This is a genomic window from Janibacter sp. DB-40, from assembly GCF_029510815.1.
Taxonomy (GTDB): domain Bacteria; phylum Actinomycetota; class Actinomycetes; order Actinomycetales; family Dermatophilaceae; genus Janibacter.
The window spans coordinates 2,279,621-2,299,241 of the sequence record NZ_CP120360.1 but is presented as its reverse complement, the minus strand read 5'-3'; the positions used below and the strand labels follow the sequence as shown (position 1 = coordinate 2,299,241).

Annotated in this window: 17 protein-coding genes; 10 read left to right on the top strand and 7 right to left on the bottom strand. The window is 71.3% G+C overall.

The genetic code is table 11. The features are described 5' to 3' along the window. Nucleotides 1-84: 84 nt before the first annotated feature. A complete protein-coding gene (gene secA / locus PVE36_RS10935) occupies nucleotides 85-2,868 on the top strand; it encodes a preprotein translocase subunit SecA (protein WP_277452317.1) in 2,784 nt (927 codons plus the stop codon). 8 nt (nucleotides 2,869-2,876) lie between these two features. Here the strand turns inward: secA and PVE36_RS10930 are convergent, their stop codons facing one another. Further along, nucleotides 2,877-3,296: an Rv3235 family protein gene (locus PVE36_RS10930; protein ID WP_277452316.1), complete on the bottom strand. Its 420-nt coding sequence runs from the start codon at nucleotides 3,294-3,296 to the stop codon at nucleotides 2,877-2,879. 160 nt (nucleotides 3,297-3,456) lie between these two features. Further along, nucleotides 3,457-4,263 (bottom strand): hypothetical protein, encoded by an 807-nt coding sequence (locus PVE36_RS10925; RefSeq protein ID WP_277452314.1) that lies wholly within the window; start codon nucleotides 4,261-4,263, stop codon nucleotides 3,457-3,459. Nucleotides 4,264-4,398: 135 nt separating this feature from the next. Between PVE36_RS10925 and PVE36_RS10920 the strand changes: the two genes are divergently transcribed. Then, complete coding sequence (locus PVE36_RS10920; protein ID WP_277452313.1) at nucleotides 4,399-4,938, top strand: hypothetical protein; 540 nt, start codon at nucleotides 4,399-4,401, stop codon at nucleotides 4,936-4,938. An 8-nt stretch (nucleotides 4,939-4,946) separates the two neighbouring features. Here PVE36_RS10920 and PVE36_RS10915 read toward each other — a convergent pair whose 3' ends face one another. Further along, nucleotides 4,947-5,162 carry a helix-turn-helix domain-containing protein gene (locus tag PVE36_RS10915; RefSeq protein WP_277242022.1) on the bottom strand — a complete coding sequence of 72 codons (216 nt, stop codon included), beginning with the start codon at nucleotides 5,160-5,162 and terminating at the stop codon, nucleotides 4,947-4,949. Between the two features lie 127 nt (nucleotides 5,163-5,289). On the opposite strand from PVE36_RS10915, the gene PVE36_RS10910 reads away from it, so the two are divergent. Genes PVE36_RS10910 through PVE36_RS10895 form a run of 4 tightly spaced genes read left to right on the top strand, consistent with a single transcriptional unit; the run spans nucleotide 5,290 to nucleotide 9,160 of the window. Beyond that, nucleotides 5,290-5,958: a hypothetical protein gene (locus PVE36_RS10910; protein WP_277452311.1), complete on the top strand. Its 669-nt coding sequence runs from the start codon at nucleotides 5,290-5,292 to the stop codon at nucleotides 5,956-5,958. After that, nucleotides 5,955-7,307, top strand: coding sequence for a hypothetical protein (locus PVE36_RS10905; protein ID WP_277452307.1), 1,353 nt, complete (start codon nucleotides 5,955-5,957; stop codon nucleotides 7,305-7,307). The genes PVE36_RS10910 and PVE36_RS10905 overlap by 4 nt, the downstream gene beginning before the upstream one ends. Nucleotides 7,308-7,334: 27 nt before the next feature. Beyond that, complete coding sequence (locus tag PVE36_RS10900) at nucleotides 7,335-8,765, top strand: wax ester/triacylglycerol synthase family O-acyltransferase (RefSeq protein ID WP_277452306.1); 1,431 nt, start codon at nucleotides 7,335-7,337, stop codon at nucleotides 8,763-8,765. Further along, a complete protein-coding gene (locus tag PVE36_RS10895) occupies nucleotides 8,765-9,160 on the top strand; it encodes a hypothetical protein (RefSeq protein ID WP_277452305.1) in 396 nt (131 codons plus the stop codon). Before PVE36_RS10900 ends, PVE36_RS10895 begins: the two co-directional genes overlap by 1 nt. On the opposite strand, the gene PVE36_RS10890 is transcribed toward PVE36_RS10895, so the two are convergent. Genes PVE36_RS10890 through PVE36_RS10880 form a run of 3 tightly spaced genes read right to left on the bottom strand, consistent with a single transcriptional unit; the run spans nucleotide 9,141 to nucleotide 10,469 of the window. Then, a complete protein-coding gene (locus PVE36_RS10890; protein ID WP_277452304.1) occupies nucleotides 9,141-9,629 on the bottom strand; it encodes a DUF2505 domain-containing protein in 489 nt (162 codons plus the stop codon). The two genes, PVE36_RS10895 and PVE36_RS10890, sit on opposite strands and share 20 nt — an antisense overlap. Nucleotides 9,630-9,666: 37 nt before the next feature. Beyond that, nucleotides 9,667-10,188 (bottom strand): hypothetical protein, encoded by a 522-nt coding sequence (locus tag PVE36_RS10885; RefSeq protein WP_277452302.1) that lies wholly within the window; start codon nucleotides 10,186-10,188, stop codon nucleotides 9,667-9,669. Further along, nucleotides 10,185-10,469: a hypothetical protein gene (locus PVE36_RS10880; protein ID WP_277452300.1), complete on the bottom strand. Its 285-nt coding sequence runs from the start codon at nucleotides 10,467-10,469 to the stop codon at nucleotides 10,185-10,187. Before PVE36_RS10880 ends, PVE36_RS10885 begins: the two co-directional genes overlap by 4 nt. 175 nt (nucleotides 10,470-10,644) lie before the next feature. Between PVE36_RS10880 and PVE36_RS10875 the strand changes: the two genes are divergently transcribed. Both PVE36_RS10875 and PVE36_RS10870 read left to right on the top strand, forming a co-directional pair. Continuing rightward, nucleotides 10,645-15,465 carry an NAD-glutamate dehydrogenase gene (locus PVE36_RS10875; protein WP_277452299.1) on the top strand — a complete coding sequence of 1,607 codons (4,821 nt, stop codon included), beginning with the start codon at nucleotides 10,645-10,647 and terminating at the stop codon, nucleotides 15,463-15,465. A 29-nt stretch (nucleotides 15,466-15,494) separates the two neighbouring features. Continuing rightward, the gene (locus tag PVE36_RS10870; protein ID WP_277452298.1) at nucleotides 15,495-16,958 is read left to right on the top strand and encodes a sensor histidine kinase; all 1,464 of its coding nucleotides are present in this window, start codon (nucleotides 15,495-15,497) and stop codon (nucleotides 16,956-16,958) included. A 69-nt stretch (nucleotides 16,959-17,027) separates the two neighbouring features. On the opposite strand, the gene PVE36_RS10865 is transcribed toward PVE36_RS10870, so the two are convergent. Further along, nucleotides 17,028-17,276 carry a WhiB family transcriptional regulator gene (locus PVE36_RS10865; RefSeq protein ID WP_277242004.1) on the bottom strand — a complete coding sequence of 83 codons (249 nt, stop codon included), beginning with the start codon at nucleotides 17,274-17,276 and terminating at the stop codon, nucleotides 17,028-17,030. A gap of 195 nt (nucleotides 17,277-17,471) precedes the next feature. Between PVE36_RS10865 and PVE36_RS10860 the strand changes: the two genes are divergently transcribed. Both PVE36_RS10860 and PVE36_RS10855 read left to right on the top strand, forming a co-directional pair. Continuing rightward, the gene (locus tag PVE36_RS10860; protein WP_277452296.1) at nucleotides 17,472-17,870 is read left to right on the top strand and encodes a hypothetical protein; all 399 of its coding nucleotides are present in this window, start codon (nucleotides 17,472-17,474) and stop codon (nucleotides 17,868-17,870) included. Next, nucleotides 17,870-19,576, top strand: a complete 1,707-nt coding sequence (locus PVE36_RS10855) for an amidase (RefSeq protein ID WP_277452295.1) — start codon at nucleotides 17,870-17,872, stop codon at nucleotides 19,574-19,576. The genes PVE36_RS10860 and PVE36_RS10855 overlap by 1 nt, the downstream gene beginning before the upstream one ends. The last annotated feature ends 45 nt before the right edge of the window (nucleotides 19,577-19,621 follow it).

The window sequence follows — 19,621 nt, the reverse complement described above, 5'->3', positions numbered from 1 at the left end:
CGCAAACCATTAACCTGTGGGGCAGACTGCTTCGGGCCGTGGCGTTCTGCCGTGCCCCGATCGACCACGTCAGGAGATCAGTTCGTGAAGATCGTCGAGCGCATCCTTCGCGCCGGAGAGGGCCGCACCGTCAAGCGGCTCGAGGGCATCGCCGCCCAGGTGAACGCGATCGAGGAGGACTTCCAGAAGCTCTCCGACGCCGAGCTGCGGGCCGAGACCGACACCTTCCGGGAGCGGCTCGCGAACGGGGAGACCCTCGACGACATCCTGCCCGAGGCCTTCGCCGCGGTCCGCGAGGCGGCGAGCCGCACGATCGGCAAGCGGCACTTCGACGTGCAGATCATGGGTGGGGCCGCCCTCCACATGGGCAACGTCGCCGAGATGCGCACCGGTGAGGGCAAGACCCTCGTCGCGACCCTGCCGTCCTACCTCAACGCCCTCGAGGGCAAGGGCGTGCACATCATCACGGTCAACGACTACCTGGCCGAGTACCAGGCCGAGCTGATGGGCCGCGTGCACCGTGCCCTCGGCCTCGAGACGGGCGTCATCCTCTCGTCGATGACCCCGGCCCAGCGCCGGGCGGAGTACGCGAAGGACATCACCTACGGCACCAACAACGAGTTCGGCTTCGACTACCTGCGCGACAACATGGCGTGGAACACCGACGAGCTCGTCCAGCGCGGCCACAACTTCGCCATCGTCGACGAGGTCGACTCGATCCTCATCGACGAGGCCCGCACGCCACTGATCATCTCCGGCCCCGCCGACCAGCCGACCAAGTGGTATGTCGAGTTCGCCAAGATGGTCAAGAAGCTCGAGCGCGGCCACGGGGCCGACCTCATGCGCGGCATCGAGGCCGAGGGCGACTACGAGGTCGACGAGAAGAAGCGCACCGTCGGCATCCTCGAGCCGGGCATCGAGAAGATCGAGGACCTGCTCGGCATCGACAACCTCTACGAGAGTGTCAACACACCTCTCATCGGCTACCTGAACAACGCGATCAAGGCCAAGGAGCTCTTCACCCGCGACAAGGACTACGTCGTCATGAACGGCGAGGTCCTCATCGTCGACGAGCACACCGGCCGCATGCTCGCGGGCCGTCGCTACAACGAGGGCATGCACCAGGCCATCGAGGCCAAGGAGGGGGTGGAGATCAAGAACGAGAACCAGACCCTCGCGACGATCACCCTCCAGAACTACTTCCGCATGTACGAGACCCTCTCGGGGATGACCGGTACGGCGCAGACGGAGGCCGGAGAGCTCAACTCCATCTACGGCCTCGGGGTCGTGCCGATCCGGACCAACAAGCCGATGATCCGCGAGGACCAGGCCGACCTCGTCTACCGCACCGAGGCGGCGAAGTTCGGCGCGGTCGTCGACGACATCGCCGAGCGGCACGCCTCCGGGCAGCCGGTCCTCGTCGGCACGACGAGCGTCGAGAAGAGCGAGCTGCTCTCCCAGATGCTGCGCAAGCGAGGGATCAAGCACGAGGTGCTCAACGCCAAGCACCACGAGCGCGAGGCCGCCATCGTCGCCGACGCGGGCCGCAAGGGCGCAGTCACCGTGGCGACGAACATGGCTGGTCGCGGCACCGACATCATGCTCGGCGGCAACCCCGAGTTCCGGGCCGTGACCGAGCTGCGGCAGCGCGGCCTGGACCCGGAGGAGACCCCGGAGGAGTACGAGGCCGCGTGGGACGAGGCGCTCGCGGCCGCGGAGAAGGCCGTGCAGGCCGAGCACGAGGAGGTCACCGAGGCCGGTGGTCTGTACGTCCTCGGGACCGAACGGCACGAGTCGCGGCGCATCGACAACCAGCTGCGCGGTCGCTCCGGCCGTCAGGGTGACCCCGGCGAGTCGCGCTTCTACCTCTCGCTCGAGGACAACCTCATGCGCCTGTTCAACGCGGGCTTCGTCGACCGGGTGATGACGACCGCCAAGATCGACGACGAGACCCCGATCGCCGGGCGGATGCTCACGAAGTCGATCGAGGGTGCCCAGAGCCAGCTCGAGGGCCAGAACTACGAGATGCGCAAGAACGTCCTCAAGTACGACGACGTACTCAACCGCCAGCGCACCGTCGTCTACGAGGAGCGTCGCCGGGTTCTCGAGGGGGAGGACCTCGAGGAGCAGATCCGCCACTTCATGACCGACGTCGTCGGCGGGTACGTCGACGCCGAGACCAATGCAGGGTTCTCCGAGGACTGGGACCTCGACCGCCTCTTCACCGCACTGCGGGCGATCTACCCGGTGGGGCTGGACAAGGAGACGCTGCTCGAGGGGTCCGGCGGCCTGACGCAGCTGAGCGCGGCGAACCTGCGCGAGGAGATCGTCACCGACATCCACGAGGCCTACGACCGTCGTGAGGCGGACCTGGGCGAACCGGTCACCCGCGAGCTTGAGCGCCGCGTGGTCCTCTCGGTCCTCGACCGGAAGTGGCGCGAGCACCTCTACGAGATGGACTACCTCAAGGAGGGCATCGGCCTGCGCTCGATGGCGCAGCGCGATCCACTCGTGGAGTACCAGCGTGAGGGCTTCCAGCTCTTCGAGGCGATGAACGACGCGATCAAGGAGGAGTCGGTCGGGTACCTCTTCAACACCGAGGTCGAGGTGCCGACGGTCCCCGAGTCGACCACGCAGCCCAAGAGCGTCGACGAGCTCCTCGGCGGGGGCGGCGACCAGACGCGCCCGACCATCTCGGCCAAGGGTTTGGAGGACGGGTCTCGCGGCAGCCAGCCCCTGCACTACTCCTCACCGTCCGAGGACGGCGGCGTCGAGGAGCGGGACGAGGCTGGGTCCTCCACGGCCGGCACGTCGCGCGCCCAGCGCAGGGCCGCGGCGAAGAAGGCCAAGAAGGCCGCCAAGAGGTAGTCGCGCCGTCAGCCGACCTGGAGGGCCTCGACCACCCAGCGGCTGTCCCGTCCGATGAGCCGGAGCGCCAGGGCGCGCACCCGCTCGCCGTCGACCAGGACGACCGATGCCTCGACGACGTCCTCGGCGGGCTCGCAGACGAGCACGCGCGTGACCCTGGTGCGATGCGTGGGCCGTTGCCCCCGCTGACGCGCTGCCCGCCGGGCAGCGCGGGAGCCGCGCCGTGCCACGACGGCGTAGACCTCGAGTGTCGACCACCGCATCACCTGGCTCGGTGGGCGGATGCCGTGCATCACCTCGACCAGGGCCTGGGCGATGTGGGCGGCCCACTCCCGTGGGTCGGGGAGGTCGCACGCCCGGGTCGGCTGCGGACCGAAGAGCTGCTCGTCGCTGGCGGCGGCGAAGTCCACGGCGAGCCAGTCCTGCACGTACGGCTGCGGTGCCGTGACCGCCAGCGCCCGCTCCGCGCGGCCCTGTGCATGCGTCGGAAGGGGGACGCCCCCCCGGCGCGTGGCGTGGTGACGGCAGGACGTGCAGCGGCTGCAGGGCGGTCATGATCTTCCTTCTTCTGCGGTGTGGGGTCGGCGGTCAGGGGGCGGGCGGGGGAGTGAGTTGTGTCCCGGGGAGCAGGACGTGCGGGTCGTCGCCGATGAGCGCGCGGTTGGCCTCGTGCCACCGGGGCCACTCCCGAGCGATCTCCACGTCGGTCGCCGAGGGCCCGAGGTGAGCTGCGGCGAGCGACCACAGCGTGTCGCCACGTCGGATCACGACGGTGTGCTCGACGCCGGCGGGACGCTGCCGACCGGTGAGCAGCTGCGGGTCGGTGCGGTGCTTGGGCGGGGGGCGGCTGGGGACCCATCCGGGGTCGGCGACGGAGCGTGCCACCGGCGTCGTCGGACCGCCCGTGGTCGGCAGCCAGCCCGGTGCGGGCGTGGCGGTGGCACGCTGCCCGCCCGGGTCGGGGGTCGCCGCGGGTCCGGGATCGGGGGTCGGTGTGAATGCGGGGTCGGGGAGCGCGGCCGAACCCGGTGCCTCGCCCGTACGCACGGCCGCCACGGCTGTGCCCGGTGCGATGCTCGCGCCGACCGAGGCGCCCAGGGCCACGGCCGCCCAGCGCTGGACGAGCGCGGGGGTGACCCGATCGCGCAGCCCACGGGCGGCATCGCCGACGGCCCCCGGCAGCTCGGCGGCCAGTGTCAGGGCCAGGCAGAGCGAGAGCCAGCCAGCGATGAGGGTGGCGCCGGTGGCGGCCAGACCCGTGACGGCGGCGGCGGGGTCACCGGCGCGGGTGGTGCTGCTCTCCAGCAGGTGCACGGCGCCGTGGCCCAACGCCGTCGTGACGACCAGCCCGCCGGGCAGGCAGGCCAGCCCCAGTGCTGTCCGTGAACGTGTCATGGCCATCCCCCGAGCACCTGATGTGCCGTCTTTGGTGTCTTTTAATGTTATTTGGTGTTGTTTGCTGTTGTTTGACAGCAAACCATGTCATCTGATGTCGCGCAAGAGGTGGGCTCGGCCGATACATTGGGGCCCGTGCGCTGGGACCGACTCTTCGAGGACCTCGAGGCCCGGGCGGCTGCCCAGTCCCGGCTCGAGCTGGATGCCGAGGTCGCCGAGCGCACTCGCCTCGAGCGCTCCCGGATCACCCTCGGCGAGCGCGTGGCCGGCGCCGGAGGCGTGCCGCTGACCGTGCGACTGCGTGGTGGCACCGTCGTGCGGGGACAGGTCGAGGACTCGGGCGACGGCTGGATCCTCCTCCTCGAGGAGGGTGGACGTCAGCTGCTCGTACCGGTGGCCTCGGTGCTCGGTGTCTCCGGCCTCGGGCGGCCGCAGGACGACACCCGCGCCCGGCGGTTCGGCCTGGGCTCGGCCGTGCGGGGCGTCAGCCGGGACCGTCGTGCCGTCGTCGTGCGCGACGTGGACGGGGGGAGCGTGCACGGCACGATCGACTCGGTGGGGGCCGATGCCTTCGACCTCGCCGAGCACCCGATCGACTCACCGCGGCGGCCGGAGAACGTGCGCGGCACCCGGGTCATCCCCTTCGGCGCGGTCGCGATGATCGCCTCGACCTGACGGGTCGGTCAGCCGCGGTCGCCGTCCTTGCTCACGAACTCACGGGTCTGGGCGTACATCCTCTCGATGTAGGCGTCGAGCTCGTCGACCTCGACCCGCCACTGGCCGCGCCCTCCGACCTTGATCGCCGGGAGCTCGCCGCTGCGCACCAAGGCGTAGGCCTGGGCGGCGGAGACCCCGAGCACCTCGGAGACCTCGGTCAGCGGAATGAACTTGCGGGCCATGCGCCCAGTCTGCCATCGCGCCGGTGCGCACGGACACGTCGTGGAGGCCCTGTGGACAGTCATCCGGCACGCGAGCCGCCGGCGATGCATGATGCTGCATGGCTCGCCCCCGACCCGAAGGACTCCTGTGAGCGACCTGCCCACCCGAACCGCCCGTCGTCTGGTCAAACCCTCGTGGAAGGACGCCCGGCTGGTCGTCGGTGTCCTCCTCGTCCTGCTGGCCGTCGTCATCGGGTCCCTCGCCTTCAGCGCCGTGGACGAGCGGGTCGGCATGTGGGCAGCCAAGCACACGCTCACTCCCGGCCACGCGGTGAGCGAGGAGGACTTCGTGCGCGTGGACGTCCAGCTGGGGGAGTCGGCGCCGGACTACCTCAGGGTCGACGACCGACTCCCCAACGGCGCCATCATGGACCGGCTGCTGGAGCCGGGTGAGCTCGTCCCGAAGGCGGCCGTCATCGACCCGACCGACAAGCGGGTCCGCGAGGTCCCGGTGCGGGTCGATGCGATCTACCTGAGCAACCTCGCGGTCGGTTCCCGGGTGACGGTCTACGTCCCGGAGAGGGCGGGCGAGGACGAGTCGTCGGACGAGCCGATCACCTACACGCCGCTCGTCGAGAGGGCCACCGTGTCCTCGCTGCCGGAGGCGTCACGCGGCGTCATGGGTTCCGGCTCCGGGTCGTCCGCGGTGATCGTCGTGCCCGAGGACCAGGTCGCCGACCTCCTCTCGTACGACCAGAAGGACACACCCGTCAAGCTGGTCCTGGAGTCCAGCAGCGAGCGGAAGGACGACGCGTGAGCGCAACCGTCCTGACCGCGCTCGCTCCCGCGTGGGAAGGGCGCATGGTCGAGATCGTCGACCGGCTCCCGGGCATCGGTGTGGGACGACGCTGTGCCGACCTGGCCGACCTGCTGGCGGCAGCATCCGCGGGCCACGGCGACGTCGCACTCGTCTCCGCCGAGCTGCGCGGCCTCGACCGGGACGCCCTGCGGCACCTCGGTGACCACGGCGTGCGGGTCGTGGCGGCGAGCCGGGACGGTGGCGAGGACGAGGAGCGCCGGCTGCGGCAGCTGGGGATCCCCAGGCACATCCACCTCGGCAGCCCGCGGGAGGCTCTGGTCGAGGCGCTGACCTCCACGGAGACCACCACGACGGAGATCGCCGGACTCACGCTCGACCCGGACGAACCGCTCTCCGACGAGCATCCCCCTTCGCCGGCGGAGGGGGATGGGTCCGAGTCGGACGCGACCCTGCCGGACGAGGCTCCGGGGACCGTCGTGGCCGTGTGGGGGCCCACGGGGGCTCCCGGCCGGAGCACGCTGGCCGTCAACCTCGCCAGTGAGGTGGCCTCCAGCGGGACGCCCACCCTGCTCGTCGATCTGGACACCTATGGCGCCTCGGTGGCGCAGCTGCTCAGCGTGCTCGACGAGGCGCCCGGACTGGCCGCCGCCGCCAGGGCCTCGGAGCTGGGGACCCTGGACCTGCCGTCGCTGGCCCGGCTGGCCGTGGAGGTCGCTCCGCGGTTCCGCGTGCTCACGGGCATCCCGACCGCCAGCCGGTGGACCGAGGTGCGCCCGGCCGCCATCGAGCAGATCATCGACCTGGCGAGATCACTGGCAGCCGTCGTCGTCCTCGACTGCGGGTTCAACATCGAGGACGACGAGGAGCTCAGCTACGACACCCTCGCCCCGCGACGCAATGCGACGACCCTGACCGCCCTGGCGGAAGCCGACGAGCTGCTCCTCGTCGGGGCCGCCGACCCGGTCGGGCTGCAGCGGATGGTCCGGGCCGCCCAGGCCGTGGGACAGGTGCCCTCGCCACGGCCGCGGCCCGTGGTCAACCGCGTCCGCGCCTCCTCGGTCGGTCCCGATCCCCGACGCCGTGTCGCGGAGTCCCTGGAGCGTTTCGCCGGGCTCGAGGAGGTGACCTTCCTCCCCGACGACCCCGCTGCCGCCGACGCCGCGCTGCTGTCCGGACGGACGCTGGTCGAGTGTGCGCCGGAGAGCGAGCTGCGTCTGGCGATCGGTCGGCTCGCCGCTCTCTTCACCGGGCTCACCCCTGTGCGCCGTCCCGCGCGACGCTGGTTCGGCCGACCCCGCAGCGCGCGTGCTGCGCAGGGGACGTCACAGTCACACGGGGGTGCCTGATCAGCTCGTCCGTGCCACGATGACGGCGTGGTGAACAGACTCGGTGCCCTCGACGCGGCCTTCCTCTACGTGGAGGAGCCGACCCTCCCGATGCACGTCGGCTCCGTCATGATCTTCCAGCCGCCCACCGAGGGCTTCGACTACGACCGCTTCATCGCCGTGGTCGGGGACCGGATCGCGGGGCACGCCCGGTACCGCCAGCGCATCCGCCAGGTGCCCGCACGGTTGGACAACCCCGTGTGGGTCGACGACGTCCACTTCGACCTGACCTACCACGTGCGCCGGTCGGCGTTGCCCGCGCCGGGCTCACGGCTCGAGCTCGAGGACTTCGTGGCCCGGATCATGGCGCGTCCGCTCGACCGGGACCGACCGCTGTGGGAGGCGTACTTCGTGGAGGGGATGGCCGACGGGACGTTCGCCATCATCACCAAGGCTCACCAGGCGATGGTCGACGGCATCCACGCGGTCGACCTCGCCCACCTGATCGTCGACCCCGACGCCGTGCCGGTCGACAAGCGCGCCGGGGAGCCGCACCCGGAGCCCTCCGACCTGCGACTGGTCGCCGACGCGGTCCTCGGTTCCGTGATCAACCCCGCACGCGTCCTCCAGGGCGTGCGGTCCGGCCTCGGTGATGTCACCGACACCGGCCGCCGGGCCGTCGAGACGACCGGTCGGGTCGTCTCCACGCTGGCCCGGGTGGGTACCCGACCGGCGCCGAGCTCCCCGCTCAACGCCCCCGTCGGCGCTGCGCGCCGCTACGTGATGGTGCAGACCGACCTCGACGACTACCGCGCGGTGCGCAGCCGCCTGACCCGGGGCCGGTACGTCGACGATGTGACCATCAACGACGTCATCCTCGCCACCGTCACCGGTGCCCTGCGCTCGTGGATGCAGACGCGGGGCCTGCCGGTGACCGGCACCTCCAAGGTCCGCGCCATGGTGCCCGTGAGCATCGTGGACGGTTCCGGTGACCACCTCACAGACGCGGCCATGACCGCCTGCTTCATCGACCTGCCGATCGGGGAGAACGCCCCCTCGATGCGGCTGCACCAGATCTCCTTCGCCATGCGTCAGCAGATCGAGTCGGCCTCCGCAGAGGGCGTCGACGCGGGGTCGCTCGTCTCGATCGGCGGCTTCGCGCCGCCGACCCTCCACAGCCTCGGCGCCCGCCTCGGCAGCGCCATGTCGCGTCGCCTCTTCAACCTCGTCATCACCAACGTCCCCGGTCCCCAGCAGGGACTCTACGTCGAGGGGTCCAGGTTGTGCGAGACCTACCCGGTGATGCCCCTCGGCCGCGAGCAGGGCCTGGCCATCGGCCTGACGTCCTACGACGGCAAGGTCTACTTCGGGCTCAACGGTGACCGGGAGGCCCTGGCCGACCTCGGTCTCCTGGCCCAGTGCATCGAGGACGCGATCGCCGAGCTGCGCTCGACGCCCGGATCGCGCAGGTCCTCCTGATGCGCGTCTACCTGCCCCTGCTCGTGGAGGAACTCGCCGAGATCCGTGCCGCCGGCCGCCTGCCGGCGCGGCGGGCCCACGGGGTGACCGGTGCCCTGCGCGTCGCCGACCCCGGGGCCGAGGAGGAGGACCTGGAGTTCGAGGCCATGTGCCAGGCCCTGGACGCTGCGCGGGCCCTGGGCCGTGGGCGGCGAGTCGTGGCGGCCGCGGACACGAGCACGCGCGAGGACGCCGGCGACGGGGCGCTGCTCGACGGGGACGACCCGCTGCCCCTGAGTGAAGTGGTCTCCTTCCACGTCGAGGAGGGCAGCGGTGACGTCGGGGCCGGGTACGACGACCTCCTCTGGTACGACGTCACCGAGCTCGACGGGCTGGTCAGCGCAGTCGCTCCCTGAGCAGCCGCACCTCGTTGTCGAAGGACTCCTCGATCGTCGGCTTCGCCGCGGCCTCGACCTTCCTGCCGAGCAGGGGCACCGAGCAGGTGAGGTCGGCGTCGACGACGAGACGGCTGCCGCCGCCCGCGGGGGTGAGGGTCGCGGTCCCACGCATCCGGATCGGTGCTCCGGTGACGTGGAGCTCGAGATCGGCGGTGCGCGTGCCGTCCGCGCGGAGGGGGTGCCACGTCTGCTCCTCGGTCACCTTCAGGGTGTCACCGACGAGGGACGAGACGACCGCGGGCATGCTGCGGGTGGGCAGCTCCCGCTCGGTGCGCACCCCCAGACGGTCACCGCCGAGGTCGGTGAGCGTCGCGCTCGAGCTGCCCTGCTCGGTCGCGACCTTCGCCTGCTGGTGTGAGTGCGTGGCGACGACGGCGAAGACGTCCTCGACGCCGGCGTCCAGGCTGGCGGTGCGCGAGATCTTCATGGCGACACGCTAGCGCCGACGGGCCGGCCGCGGCGTGTCACCCGCGCAGCTCGTCGCAGGCCCGTGCCAGCAGCTCCTGGCCCCGGGCGAGGTCCGTGGCCAGCCGGGCACGGTGTCGACCCAGCGTGGTCACGGTCTGGTGGACCCGCTCCTGGAGTCGCGCGCGCCGGTCGTCCTCGTCGCGCAGCGTCGCGGCGTCCGCGACTCCGGTGATGCCCCACCCCTTCGTCACCGCACCCTCGCGCACCTCGAGCCCCAGTGCGGCCGCGGCGTCCTCGAGCTCACGCAGGCGGGCGATCGTCGTCGACAGGTCGGTGGCGGCCGTCTGGAGGGACTGCCCGACGGCGTCGAGGGCCTCCGCGACGGCAGTGGTCTGTGCGGCCGTGGTCGAGGTACGTCGGCGCAGCTGGACCGAGCGTGGGCCGCGCCACCCCGGGGAGGCCTCGGCCAGGGCGCTCGAGAGGTCCTCGCCGTCAGCACGCAGGTGGACAGCGGCACGTCTCAGGGAGGCGCCGAGGGCGCTCATCGAGGCGGGGTCGCCGAGCAGGGGGGTGGTCATCGTGCCTCCCGGGCGCGGGCGGCGTCCCGGCTCGTCGGACGGGTCGGCGCCGCGTCGGTGGACAGGGACAGCGACAGCTCACGGCAGGTGGCGGAGAGCTCGCGCAGGGTGTCGACGGCGGTGTCGACCGTCGACTCCAGGGCCGCCTGGGTGGCGTGGTCCCCGACGGTGACCATGTGGTCGAGGAGCCCGTCGCCGTCGTCGGCGCAGTGGTCACCGGTGGTCGTGAGCGCGTCGACGAGAGCGGCGACGTCCTCGGGGCGCGGGTGCGAAGGGGGCATGGTCCGGCCAGCGTAGCGACGCCGGGGGCGGCGTCGCGGCCCCGTGTCCACAGGTTGTCGCGAACCGATGACGGCGGCGGGCCGTCGTGTGACGGACCTCATGCTGGTACTACCCTCGACGCAAGGACAACGCCGTCCACACCACCCGCGAGACGCAGAACGAGGACGCCCATCCATGGCTCAGCTGCCTGCCACTTCCGCTCCCGAGGTCGTGCTCGGGAACCCCGCTGCACTCGCCGAGGCCGCCACCGCAGCCGACGTCGACCCGGCTTTCGTCGAGCGCTACCTCAGACACGGCGACACCACCGAGCTGCAGGGGAGGGGCGCCGAGGCGCTCGTCGCCATGGCCCGTGCCCACAGGGACGTGGCCCGGCAGCGTCGCCCCGAGGAGACGATCGTGCGCGCCGCCGACGGCATCCTGCACATCGTCACCGCCGACCGGCCCTTCCTCGTCGACTCCGTCCTCGGCGAGCTGTCCCGTGAGGGCATCGGGGTCTCCCTGCTGCTGCACCCGCAGCTCGTCGTGCGTCGTGACGAGCAGGGGATGCTGGTCGAGATCGTCGACGTGGACGCGGGGCAGGGACGTGCCGGGACCGACGACGTCGAGGAGTCGTGGATCCGCATCGAGCTGGCCGACCGGTGCGACCACGCGCTCGTCGAGGAGCGGGTCAGCGAGGTCCTCGATGCCGTCGCGATGGCCGTGGAGGACTGGCAGCCGATGCAGGACGCGACCCTGCAGCTGGCCGCCGATCTCGAGGCCGGCCGGGGGCCGGGGTCGAGCGAGTCACAGCGGGCCGCCGCAGAGTTCCTCCGTTGGCTCGTCAACCACCACTTCACCTTCATCGGCACCCGTGACCACGAGGTCGAGGTCGCTGCCGACGGGTCCGTCACGGTCACCCCGATCGCGGGCAGCGGACTGGGGATGCTCCGTGACGACTCCACCGCCGAGTCGATCACGCCCCTCGGTGGCCCCGACGAGCAGGTGGCGGCCGGGACCGCCCTGTCCATCGGCAAGTCGCGGGCGGTCCTGCCGGTGCACCGGGTGACCCACCCCGACCTCATCGCCGTGCGGGTCCACGACGACGAGGGACGGCTGGTGGAGCGGCGCCTCGCCGGCCTCTTCGCGTCGACGGCCTACACCAGCTCGGTGCTGACGATCCCGCTCATCGCCGACAAGGTGCAGGCGGTCCTCGACCGGTCCGGGTGGTCGCACAACAGCCACTCCGGAGGTTTCGCCCGGCGCCTGTTCGAGACGTTCCCCCGCGACGAGCTCTTCCAGGCTCCCGTCGAGCACCTCCTGCGCGTGGTGACCCGCATCCAGCAGATGGTCCACCGCATGCGCACGGCGACCTTCCTGCGGCTGGACTCCGGTGGGCAGTTCGTCACGGCGATGATCTACCTGCCCCGGGACCGGTACACCACCGCGGTGCGGCACCGGGTCGAGGAACAGCTGCGCGAGGCCACGGGCGCGGACGAGGTCTCCTTCACCGCGCACGTCTCCGAGGAGCCGATGGCCCGGCTCTACTACATCCTGCGGGGGAGCAACGGAGTCCGGCTGCCCGAGGGGGAGGCCCGTGACGACGTCGACGACGCCATCACGGGAGCGGTCCTCACGTGGGAGGAGCGTCTCGTACGCAGGGCGGAGGATCTCGTCGGCCACGAGCACGCCGAGCAGCTGATCTCCCCGTGGCGTGGTGGTTTCCCCGCCGACTACGAGGAGGACTTCAACGCCGTCCAGGCGCTGGCCGACCTGAAGAACCTCGCGCGCCTGGAGCAGGGGACCCCCTTCGCCTGTGCCCTGTACAACCCCCGTCCCGGCCACGGTGGCGGGGACGACCCAGCGATCCGCCGGTTCAAGATCTTCAGCATCGAGGAGCTGATCCTCGACGACCTCATGCCGATCTTCCGCGATCTGGGCGTCCAGGTCATCGAGGAGGAGCCCTACGAGCTCACCCGGGAGGACGGGGTCACGGCGGGCATCTACGACTTCAGCCTGCGCGTCGACGACCCGGCCGTGTGGGAGGCGCACGACCACGACACGCTGCGCGAGCTCGTCGAGTCGGCGGTCGCAGCAGTGCAGGCGGGCGGCGCGGAGTCGGACGGGTTCAACGCCCTGGTGATCCGCGCGGGCCTGACCTGGCGGCAGATCGCCCTGCTGCGGGCCATCGGCCGGTACCTGCGGCAGATCGGCAGCTCCTGGGGGCAGCGCACGCTCGAGTCCGCGATCGTCGAGCACCACGGGGTGGCCCGGTCGATCGTCGAGCTCTTCGAGACCCGGTTCGACCCCGACCGTTTCGACGCGGCCGCGGGGGAGGAGCGTGAGGAGGCCGAGGCCGAGGTGATCGCCCGCATCGACGCCGCCCTGGAGGACGTCTCCTCGCTCGAGCAGGACCGCATCATCCGTTCCTTCGTCGGGTTCGTCCGCGCGACGCTGCGCACGAACTACTTCGTCGCCGACGAGGACGGGGCGCCTCTGCCGCGGATGTCCTTCAAGCTCGAGCCGGCCGCGGTCCCGGACATGCCGAAGCCGCACCCGGCCTTCGAGATCTGGGTGCACAGCCCACAGGTCGAGGGCGTGCACCTGAGGTTCGGCGCGGTGGCCCGTGGCGGGCTGCGCTGGAGCGACCGGCGGGACGACTTCCGGACCGAGGTGCTCGGTCTCGTCAAGGCGCAGATGGTCAAGAACGCCGTCATCGTGCCCACGGGAAGCAAGGGCGGGTTCTTCGCCAAGCAGCTGCCCGACCCGGCCCTGGACCGTGACGCGTGGATGGAGGCCGGCCGCTCGGCCTACCGCGGATTCATCTCGGGGATGCTCGACGTCACCGACAACCGCGTCCAGGGGGAGATCGTGCCGCCGGAGCGGGTGGTCCGGCACGACGGCGACGACTCCTACCTCGTGGTCGCGGCCGACAAGGGGACGGCGTCCTTCTCCGACCTGGCCAACTCGATCGCCCGCGAGTACGGCTTCTGGCTCGACGACGCCTTCGCCTCCGGAGGGTCGGTCGGGTACGATCACAAGGGGATGGGGATCACCGCCAAGGGAGCGTGGGAATCGGTCAAGCGACACTTCCGCGAGCTCGGCCACGACACCCAGACCCAGGACTTCACCGTCGTCGGGATCGGCGACATGGCCGGTGACGTCTTCGGCAACGGAATGCTGCTGTCGCAGCACATCCGACTCGTGGCGGCCTTCAACCACATGCACGTCTTCATCGATCCCGAGCCCGATGCGGCGGTGTCCTTCGCCGAGCGTGAGCGCCTCTTCGCCCTGCCGCGCAGTACCTGGGACGACTACGACCGGTCGCTGATCAGCGAGGGTGGGGGTGTGTGGTCCCGCCACGCCAAGTCCGTCCCCGTGAGCGAGCAGGCCGCCCGTGCGCTGGGCCTCGACGGCCCGACGAACATCACTCCGAACGAGCTGATCCACGCAGTGCTGCAGGCGCCGGTGGACCTGCTGTGGAACGGCGGGATCGGCACCTACATCAAGGCCGACGGGGAGTCGGACGCGGCCGTCGGCGATCGGGCCAACGACGCCATTCGCATCACCGGATCCATGGTCGGGGCCCGGGTCGTCGGCGAAGGGGGCAACCTCGGTGCCACCCAGCGTGGCCGCATCGAGGCGGCGCTCGCCGGGGTACGCCTCAACACCGATGCCGTGGACAACTCCGCCGGCGTGGACACCTCCGACCGGGAGGTCAACATCAAGATCCTCCTCGGTGAGGCCATCCGCCGCGGCGCGCTCGCCGCGGAGGACCGCGACGAGCTCCTCGCGTCGATGACCGACGAGGTCGCCCAGCAGGTGCTGCGTGACAACTACGAGCAGAACGTCCTCCTGGGGAACGCCCGCGCCCAGGACGGCAGCATGCTCGCCGTGCACGAGCGCCTCATGGAGTCGCTCACCGAGCGCGGCGACCTCGACCGCGAGCTGGAGTTCCTGCCGACCACCTCCCAGGTGAAGGACCTGCTCGAGGAGGACCGGGGCCTGACCTCGCCGGAGCTGGCGGTGCTGCTGGCCTACTCGAAGATGTCCCTCAAGGAGGACCTGCTCGAGTCGGACCTGCCCGACGATCCTGCGACGGAGCGGCAGCTGCGCACCTACTTCCCCGGCCCGCTGCGGGACGAGCGGTTCGCCGAGGACGTGGCGGGGCACCCCCTTCGCCGGGAGATCGTGACCACCGCCGTGGCGAACGACCTCGTCAACCGTGGCGGGATCACCTTCGTCCAGCGGGCCGGCGAGGAGACGAGTGCGACGCCCGTCCAGATCGCCCGCGCCTTCCTCGTCATCCGGGAGGTCTTCGGTCTCGACGACTTCGTCGCCCGCGTGGAGGCCCTGGACAACGTCGTGCCCACCCAGGTGCAGACACGTCTGTACCTGGAGTTCCGCCGGCTCATGGACCGCTCGGTGCGGTGGTTCCTCGCCTCCCGGCCGGGACGGTTGCAGCCGGCGGTCGAGATCGAGCGGTTCGCGGAGGTCGGCCGCCTGGCCCCGATGGTGCCGGACTTCCTGGACGGGTCGCAGGCCGATCGGCTGGAGCGCAAGACCGAGGAGCTCATCAAGGACGGGGTGCCCGACGACCTCGCCCGGGACGCGGCCGCCCTCATGGACAGCTTCGCCCTGCTGGACATCGTCGACATGGCGCACGACAGGGAACGCACGCCGCGTGAGGTGGCGGAGGTCTACTTCCTGCTGTCGGAGTCCTTCGGCATCGACGAGCTGCTCACGCTGGTCACGCGCCTGCCCCGTGAGCAGCGGTGGGACTCGCTGGCCCGCGCCGCGTTGCGCGACGACCTCTACGCCACCCTGCAGACCCTGACCCGCTCGGTCCTCGAGAGGGACGGCGTCGACGCCCACGAGCGGTACGCCGCATGGTGCCGGGAGCACGACGAGGCGGTGGAGCGAGTCGACACCCAGCTCGCCGGGATCCGGCAGCTGAGCGACCCGGGCCTGGCCGCCTTGTCGGTGGCCCTGCGCACGCTGCGGTCGGTGACCCGCTGACCGGTGTGGCACGTCGTTAGGATCACGGCGTGCGGACACTGGCGGACTTCCTGCGGATCACCCCCGGCCTCGAGGCGGGCGACGCCGAGCGGTTGCACCTGCTCATCGAGGACTGGCAGGTGCTCGCCGACCTGGCCTTCAGCGACCTGGTCCTGTGGCTCGCCCAGGACGACGGCTGGGTCGCGGCTGCCCACACCCGACCGATGACGGGTCCGATGGTCTTCGTCGAGGAGGCCGTCGGCCTCGGCGCCAGCGCCGTCTTCGGTGACCTCGTCTCCGACGCCGCGCAGGAGGGGATGAGCGAGCACGTCCGCACCCGCGGGCAGGACCTCATCCACGAGCGGGCTCGTCCCGTGCGCCGCAACGGCCGCACCATCGGTGTGCTGAGCATCCACGACATGCTCGACAGCGGCCGACCGGACACCCGGCTCCAGGAGTGCTACGGAGCGATGGGCGACGACCTCTTCGCGATGGTGCCCGAGGGCGGCTGGCCCACGCCCGGCTACTCGCCGAGCGGTGTGCGGCAGGGCGCGCCGCGCGTGGGTGACGGCGTGATCCGCCTGGACGCCGCGGGGGTCGTCGAGTACGCCTCGCCCCATGCGCTCAGTGCCATCCGCCAGCTGGGCCACCAGGGGCCCCTCGAGTCGGAGGTCCTCGTGCGCGTGGTGAGTGGTCTCGCCGCGCAGGTCGGCCAGGTCGACGAGAGCCTGGCCATGGTGGCGATGGGACGCGCGGCGTGGCGGGCCGATGTCAGCACGGACGGAGCCGCGCTCGCGATGCGGGCGATCCCCCTCATGAGGGGGAGGCAGCGCCACGGGGCGATCGTCCTGGTCCGCGACATCTCCGAGCTGCGCCGGCACGGCGAGGAGCTGATGACCAAGGACCAGACCATCCGCGAGATCCACCACCGGGTGAAGAACAACCTCCAGACGGTCGCGGCACTGCTGCGCATGCAGTCGCGTCGCATGCCTGAGGAGTCCGCCCGGATCGCGTTGACGGAGGCCGAGCGGCGCGTCGGCGTCATCGCGATGATCTACGAGGCACTGAGCACCGGGTTCGCGGAGACGGTCGACTTCGACAACATCGCGGTGCGGGGTCTGCGGGCGGTCGTCGAGGTGGCGCGGACGACGGGCGCGATCGACACGAGCTTCACCGGGTCCTTCGGGATGATGCAGGCCGAGGACGCGACGGCGGTCGGCCTCATCCTCTCCGAGCTGATCCAGAACGCGGTCGAGCACGGGGTCCCGGACGGGGGGACGGTCGAGGTGGACGCCCACCGCTCCGACGAGGGGGAGAGCGACATCCTGCGGGTCACCGTCGTCGACGACGGGGCAGGACTGCCGAGGGGGTTTCGACCGAGCAGGGCCGGTCTGGGGACACGGATCGTCACGTCGATGGTGCAGGACCTCGGTGGCCAGATCCGGTGGGACGACGCCGAGCCGCGGGGGACCCGGGTGCGGTTCAGCGCCCGTCTGCAGCGGGTCGACCGGTGACGGTCCCCCCACACGACGAAACCGCCCCCGAGCAGGTGCTCGGAGACGGTGGTCAGTGTGCGTGGGGGCTCAGCCGGCGCGTCGGGCGCGGGCCTTGCGGCGCTTGAGCGCGCGGCGCTCGTCCTCGGAGAGCCCGCCCCAGACACCGGCGTCCTGACCGGACTCGAGGGCCCACTGGAGACAGGTGTCGATGACCTCGCAGCGACGGCAGACCTTCTTTGCCTCCTCGATCTGCGCGATCGCGGGGCCGGTGTTGCCGATGGGGAAGAAGAGTTCTGGATCCTCGTCCAGACAGGCTGCGCGGTCGCGCCAATCCATGGGGGATGTGCTCCTTGATGTCGGGGGAGGTCGTCAGTGGCCTGGTGGGTGGTGCCAGTGGGGCAACGATCCGGGGCGCCGGAAAATTTCATTGCCTCAGGCACACGAAACTCCAAGATACCGCGATGACTACCCCGTGTGTCGAGACTTACTCGCGTGTCACTTGACGTGTGCCGCGTCACCTACCCTTCTGGCGTGACCCTCCCGAACCTTCCCGTCGATCCCCTCGTGCCCCGTCGCGTTGCGGGCGCCGTCTGCCTCGTCGAGTCGGCCCTGCTCTTCGTGACCGCTGGGATGTACGCCCTCGAGCTGCTCGCGGACCAGGCCTTCGACGCCAACACGGCGTCCATGTCCCTCGTGGTCTCGTTGATCTTCGCGCTCCTGCTCCTCGCCGTCGGGATGTCCTGGCTGCGGGGACGTGTGTGGCCGCGGACCCCGACGATCGTGTGGAACCTGCTGCTCCTGCCCGCGTCGTGGACGCTCGGCACCTCGACGGGGCTGTGGTTCGGCCTGGGACTGGCCGCCCTCGCGGTCGTCGGCATCGGCGCTGCCCTCCTGGCGCCCGCGCACCACTACGACGACCGGGCCCTGTGATGGGTGGCTTCGACGTCGTCGAGGCCGACATCGCCTCCATGCGCGCCGCCCTGAGGTCCGGCGAGACCACGAGCGAGGAGCTGGTCACGGCCTACCTCGCGCGGATCGCCGCCTACGACGCCGACGGCATCCGGCTCAACGCGGTCGTCGTGCGCAACCCGCTCGCGCTCGAGGAGGCCCGGGCGGCCGACCGCCGCCGTGCCGAGGGACAACCGCTCGGCCCCCTCGACGGCATCCCGTACACCGCCAAGGACTCCTACCTCGTCAGCGGTCTGACCTGCGCCAGCGGGTCTCCGGCCTTCGCCGACCTCGTGGCGCAGCGTGACGCCTTCACCATCGCGCGGCTGCGCGCGGGTGGTGCGGTGCTCATCGGCCTGACGAACATGCCGCCCATGGCCAACGGGGGCATGCAGCGGGGCGTCTACGGACGGGCCGAGAGCCCCTACAACGGTGAGTACCTCACCGCCGCCTTCGCCTCGGGGTCCTCCAACGGCTCGGGGACCGCTACCGCAGCCAGCTTCGCTGCCTTCGGCCTCGGGGAGGAGACGTGGTCCTCCGGGCGGGCGCCGGCGAGCAACAACGCGCTGTGCGCCTACACGCCCTCGCGCGGGGTCATCTCGGTGCGCGGCAACTGGCCCCTCGTGCCGTCGATGGACGTCGTCGTCCCGCAGACCCGCACGATGGCCGACCTGCTCGAGGTGCTCGACGTCGTCGTCGCCGACGACCCGGACACCACGGGAGACCTGTGGCGTACCCAGCCGTGGATCGAGGTGCCCGCGTCCTCGAGCGTGCGTCCGGACTCCTACCCGACCCTGCGCACCGGCGACGGTGCCCCCCTTCGCGGACTGCGTCTGGGGGTGCCGCGGATGTACCTCGGCACCGACGAGGACGCCGGGACCGGCACCGGCTTCGGCGGGCCGACGGGGGAGCGGATCGTGCCCCGGCCCAGCGTCCTGGCGCTCTTCGAGGCGGCCCGCGCCGACCTCGAGGCGGCCGGTGCGCAGGTCGTGGAGACCGACTTCCCCGTGGTGTCGAACTACGAGGGTGACCGCGCCGGTGCCCCGACGGTCGCCACCCGCGGGCTGCTGCCGCAGGGCTACCTCGAGGAGGAGATCTGGGAGCAGGCGATGTGGGGGTGGGAGACCTTCCTGCGCGCCAACGGCGACCCGCACCTGCACCGGCTCGTCGATGTCGACGGGCCTGCGATCTTCCCCCAGCCGGAGGGGGCCCTCCCCGACCGCTACGGCGAGCCCGACGTCGACCTCGCGGACTACGTCACCCGTGCCCGTGAGGTGGGGGTCGTCGAGGACGTCACCTCGCTCCCGCTGCTCGAAGGGGGCCTGCGCGGCCTCGAGGAGACCCGCCGCGTGGACCTCGAGGAGTGGATGGACGCCCTCGGTCTGGACGCGGTGATCTTCCCCGCGGTCGCAGACGTCGGGCCCGCCGACGCGGACGTGGACGAGGCCTCGGCGGATCTGGCCTGGCGCAACGGGGTCTGGGTGGCCAACGGCAACCTCGTCCCGCGGCACCTGGGCATCCCGACGGTCACGGTGCCGATGGGCACGATGGCCGACATCGGCATGCCGGTCGGGCTGACCTTCGCCGGGCGCGGCTGGGACGACAATGCGTTGCTGGCGATGGCGGCAGCCTTCGAGGCGACGGGGGAGCGGCGCACCGTGCCGCCGCGGACGCCACCGCTCGTCTGATCGCGCTGGATAGTAGGACGGCGGCCGGGACAAGGATGGGACCGG

Excerpts from the sequence above, each read along its gene's own strand:
- PVE36_RS10875 (WP_277452299.1), top strand. The coding sequence starts at position 10,645 with ATGGCTCAGCTGCCTGCCACTTCCGCTCCCGAGGTCGTGCTCGGGAAC.
- PVE36_RS10885 (WP_277452302.1), bottom strand. The coding sequence starts at position 10,188 with ATGACCACCCCCCTGCTCGGCGACCCCGCCTCGATGAGCGCCCTCGGC.
- PVE36_RS10855 (WP_277452295.1), top strand. The coding sequence starts at position 17,870 with ATGGGTGGCTTCGACGTCGTCGAGGCCGACATCGCCTCCATGCGCGCC.
- PVE36_RS10915 (WP_277242022.1), bottom strand. The coding sequence starts at position 5,162 with ATGGCCCGCAAGTTCATTCCGCTGACCGAGGTCTCCGAGGTGCTCGGG.
- PVE36_RS10895 (WP_277452305.1), top strand. The coding sequence starts at position 8,765 with ATGCGCGTCTACCTGCCCCTGCTCGTGGAGGAACTCGCCGAGATCCGT.
- PVE36_RS10865 (WP_277242004.1), bottom strand. The coding sequence starts at position 17,276 with ATGGATTGGCGCGACCGCGCAGCCTGTCTGGACGAGGATCCAGAACTC.
- PVE36_RS10925 (WP_277452314.1), bottom strand. The coding sequence starts at position 4,263 with ATGACACGTTCACGGACAGCACTGGGGCTGGCCTGCCTGCCCGGCGGG.
- PVE36_RS10880 (WP_277452300.1), bottom strand. The coding sequence starts at position 10,469 with ATGCCCCCTTCGCACCCGCGCCCCGAGGACGTCGCCGCTCTCGTCGAC.
- PVE36_RS10890 (WP_277452304.1), bottom strand. The coding sequence starts at position 9,629 with ATGAAGATCTCGCGCACCGCCAGCCTGGACGCCGGCGTCGAGGACGTC.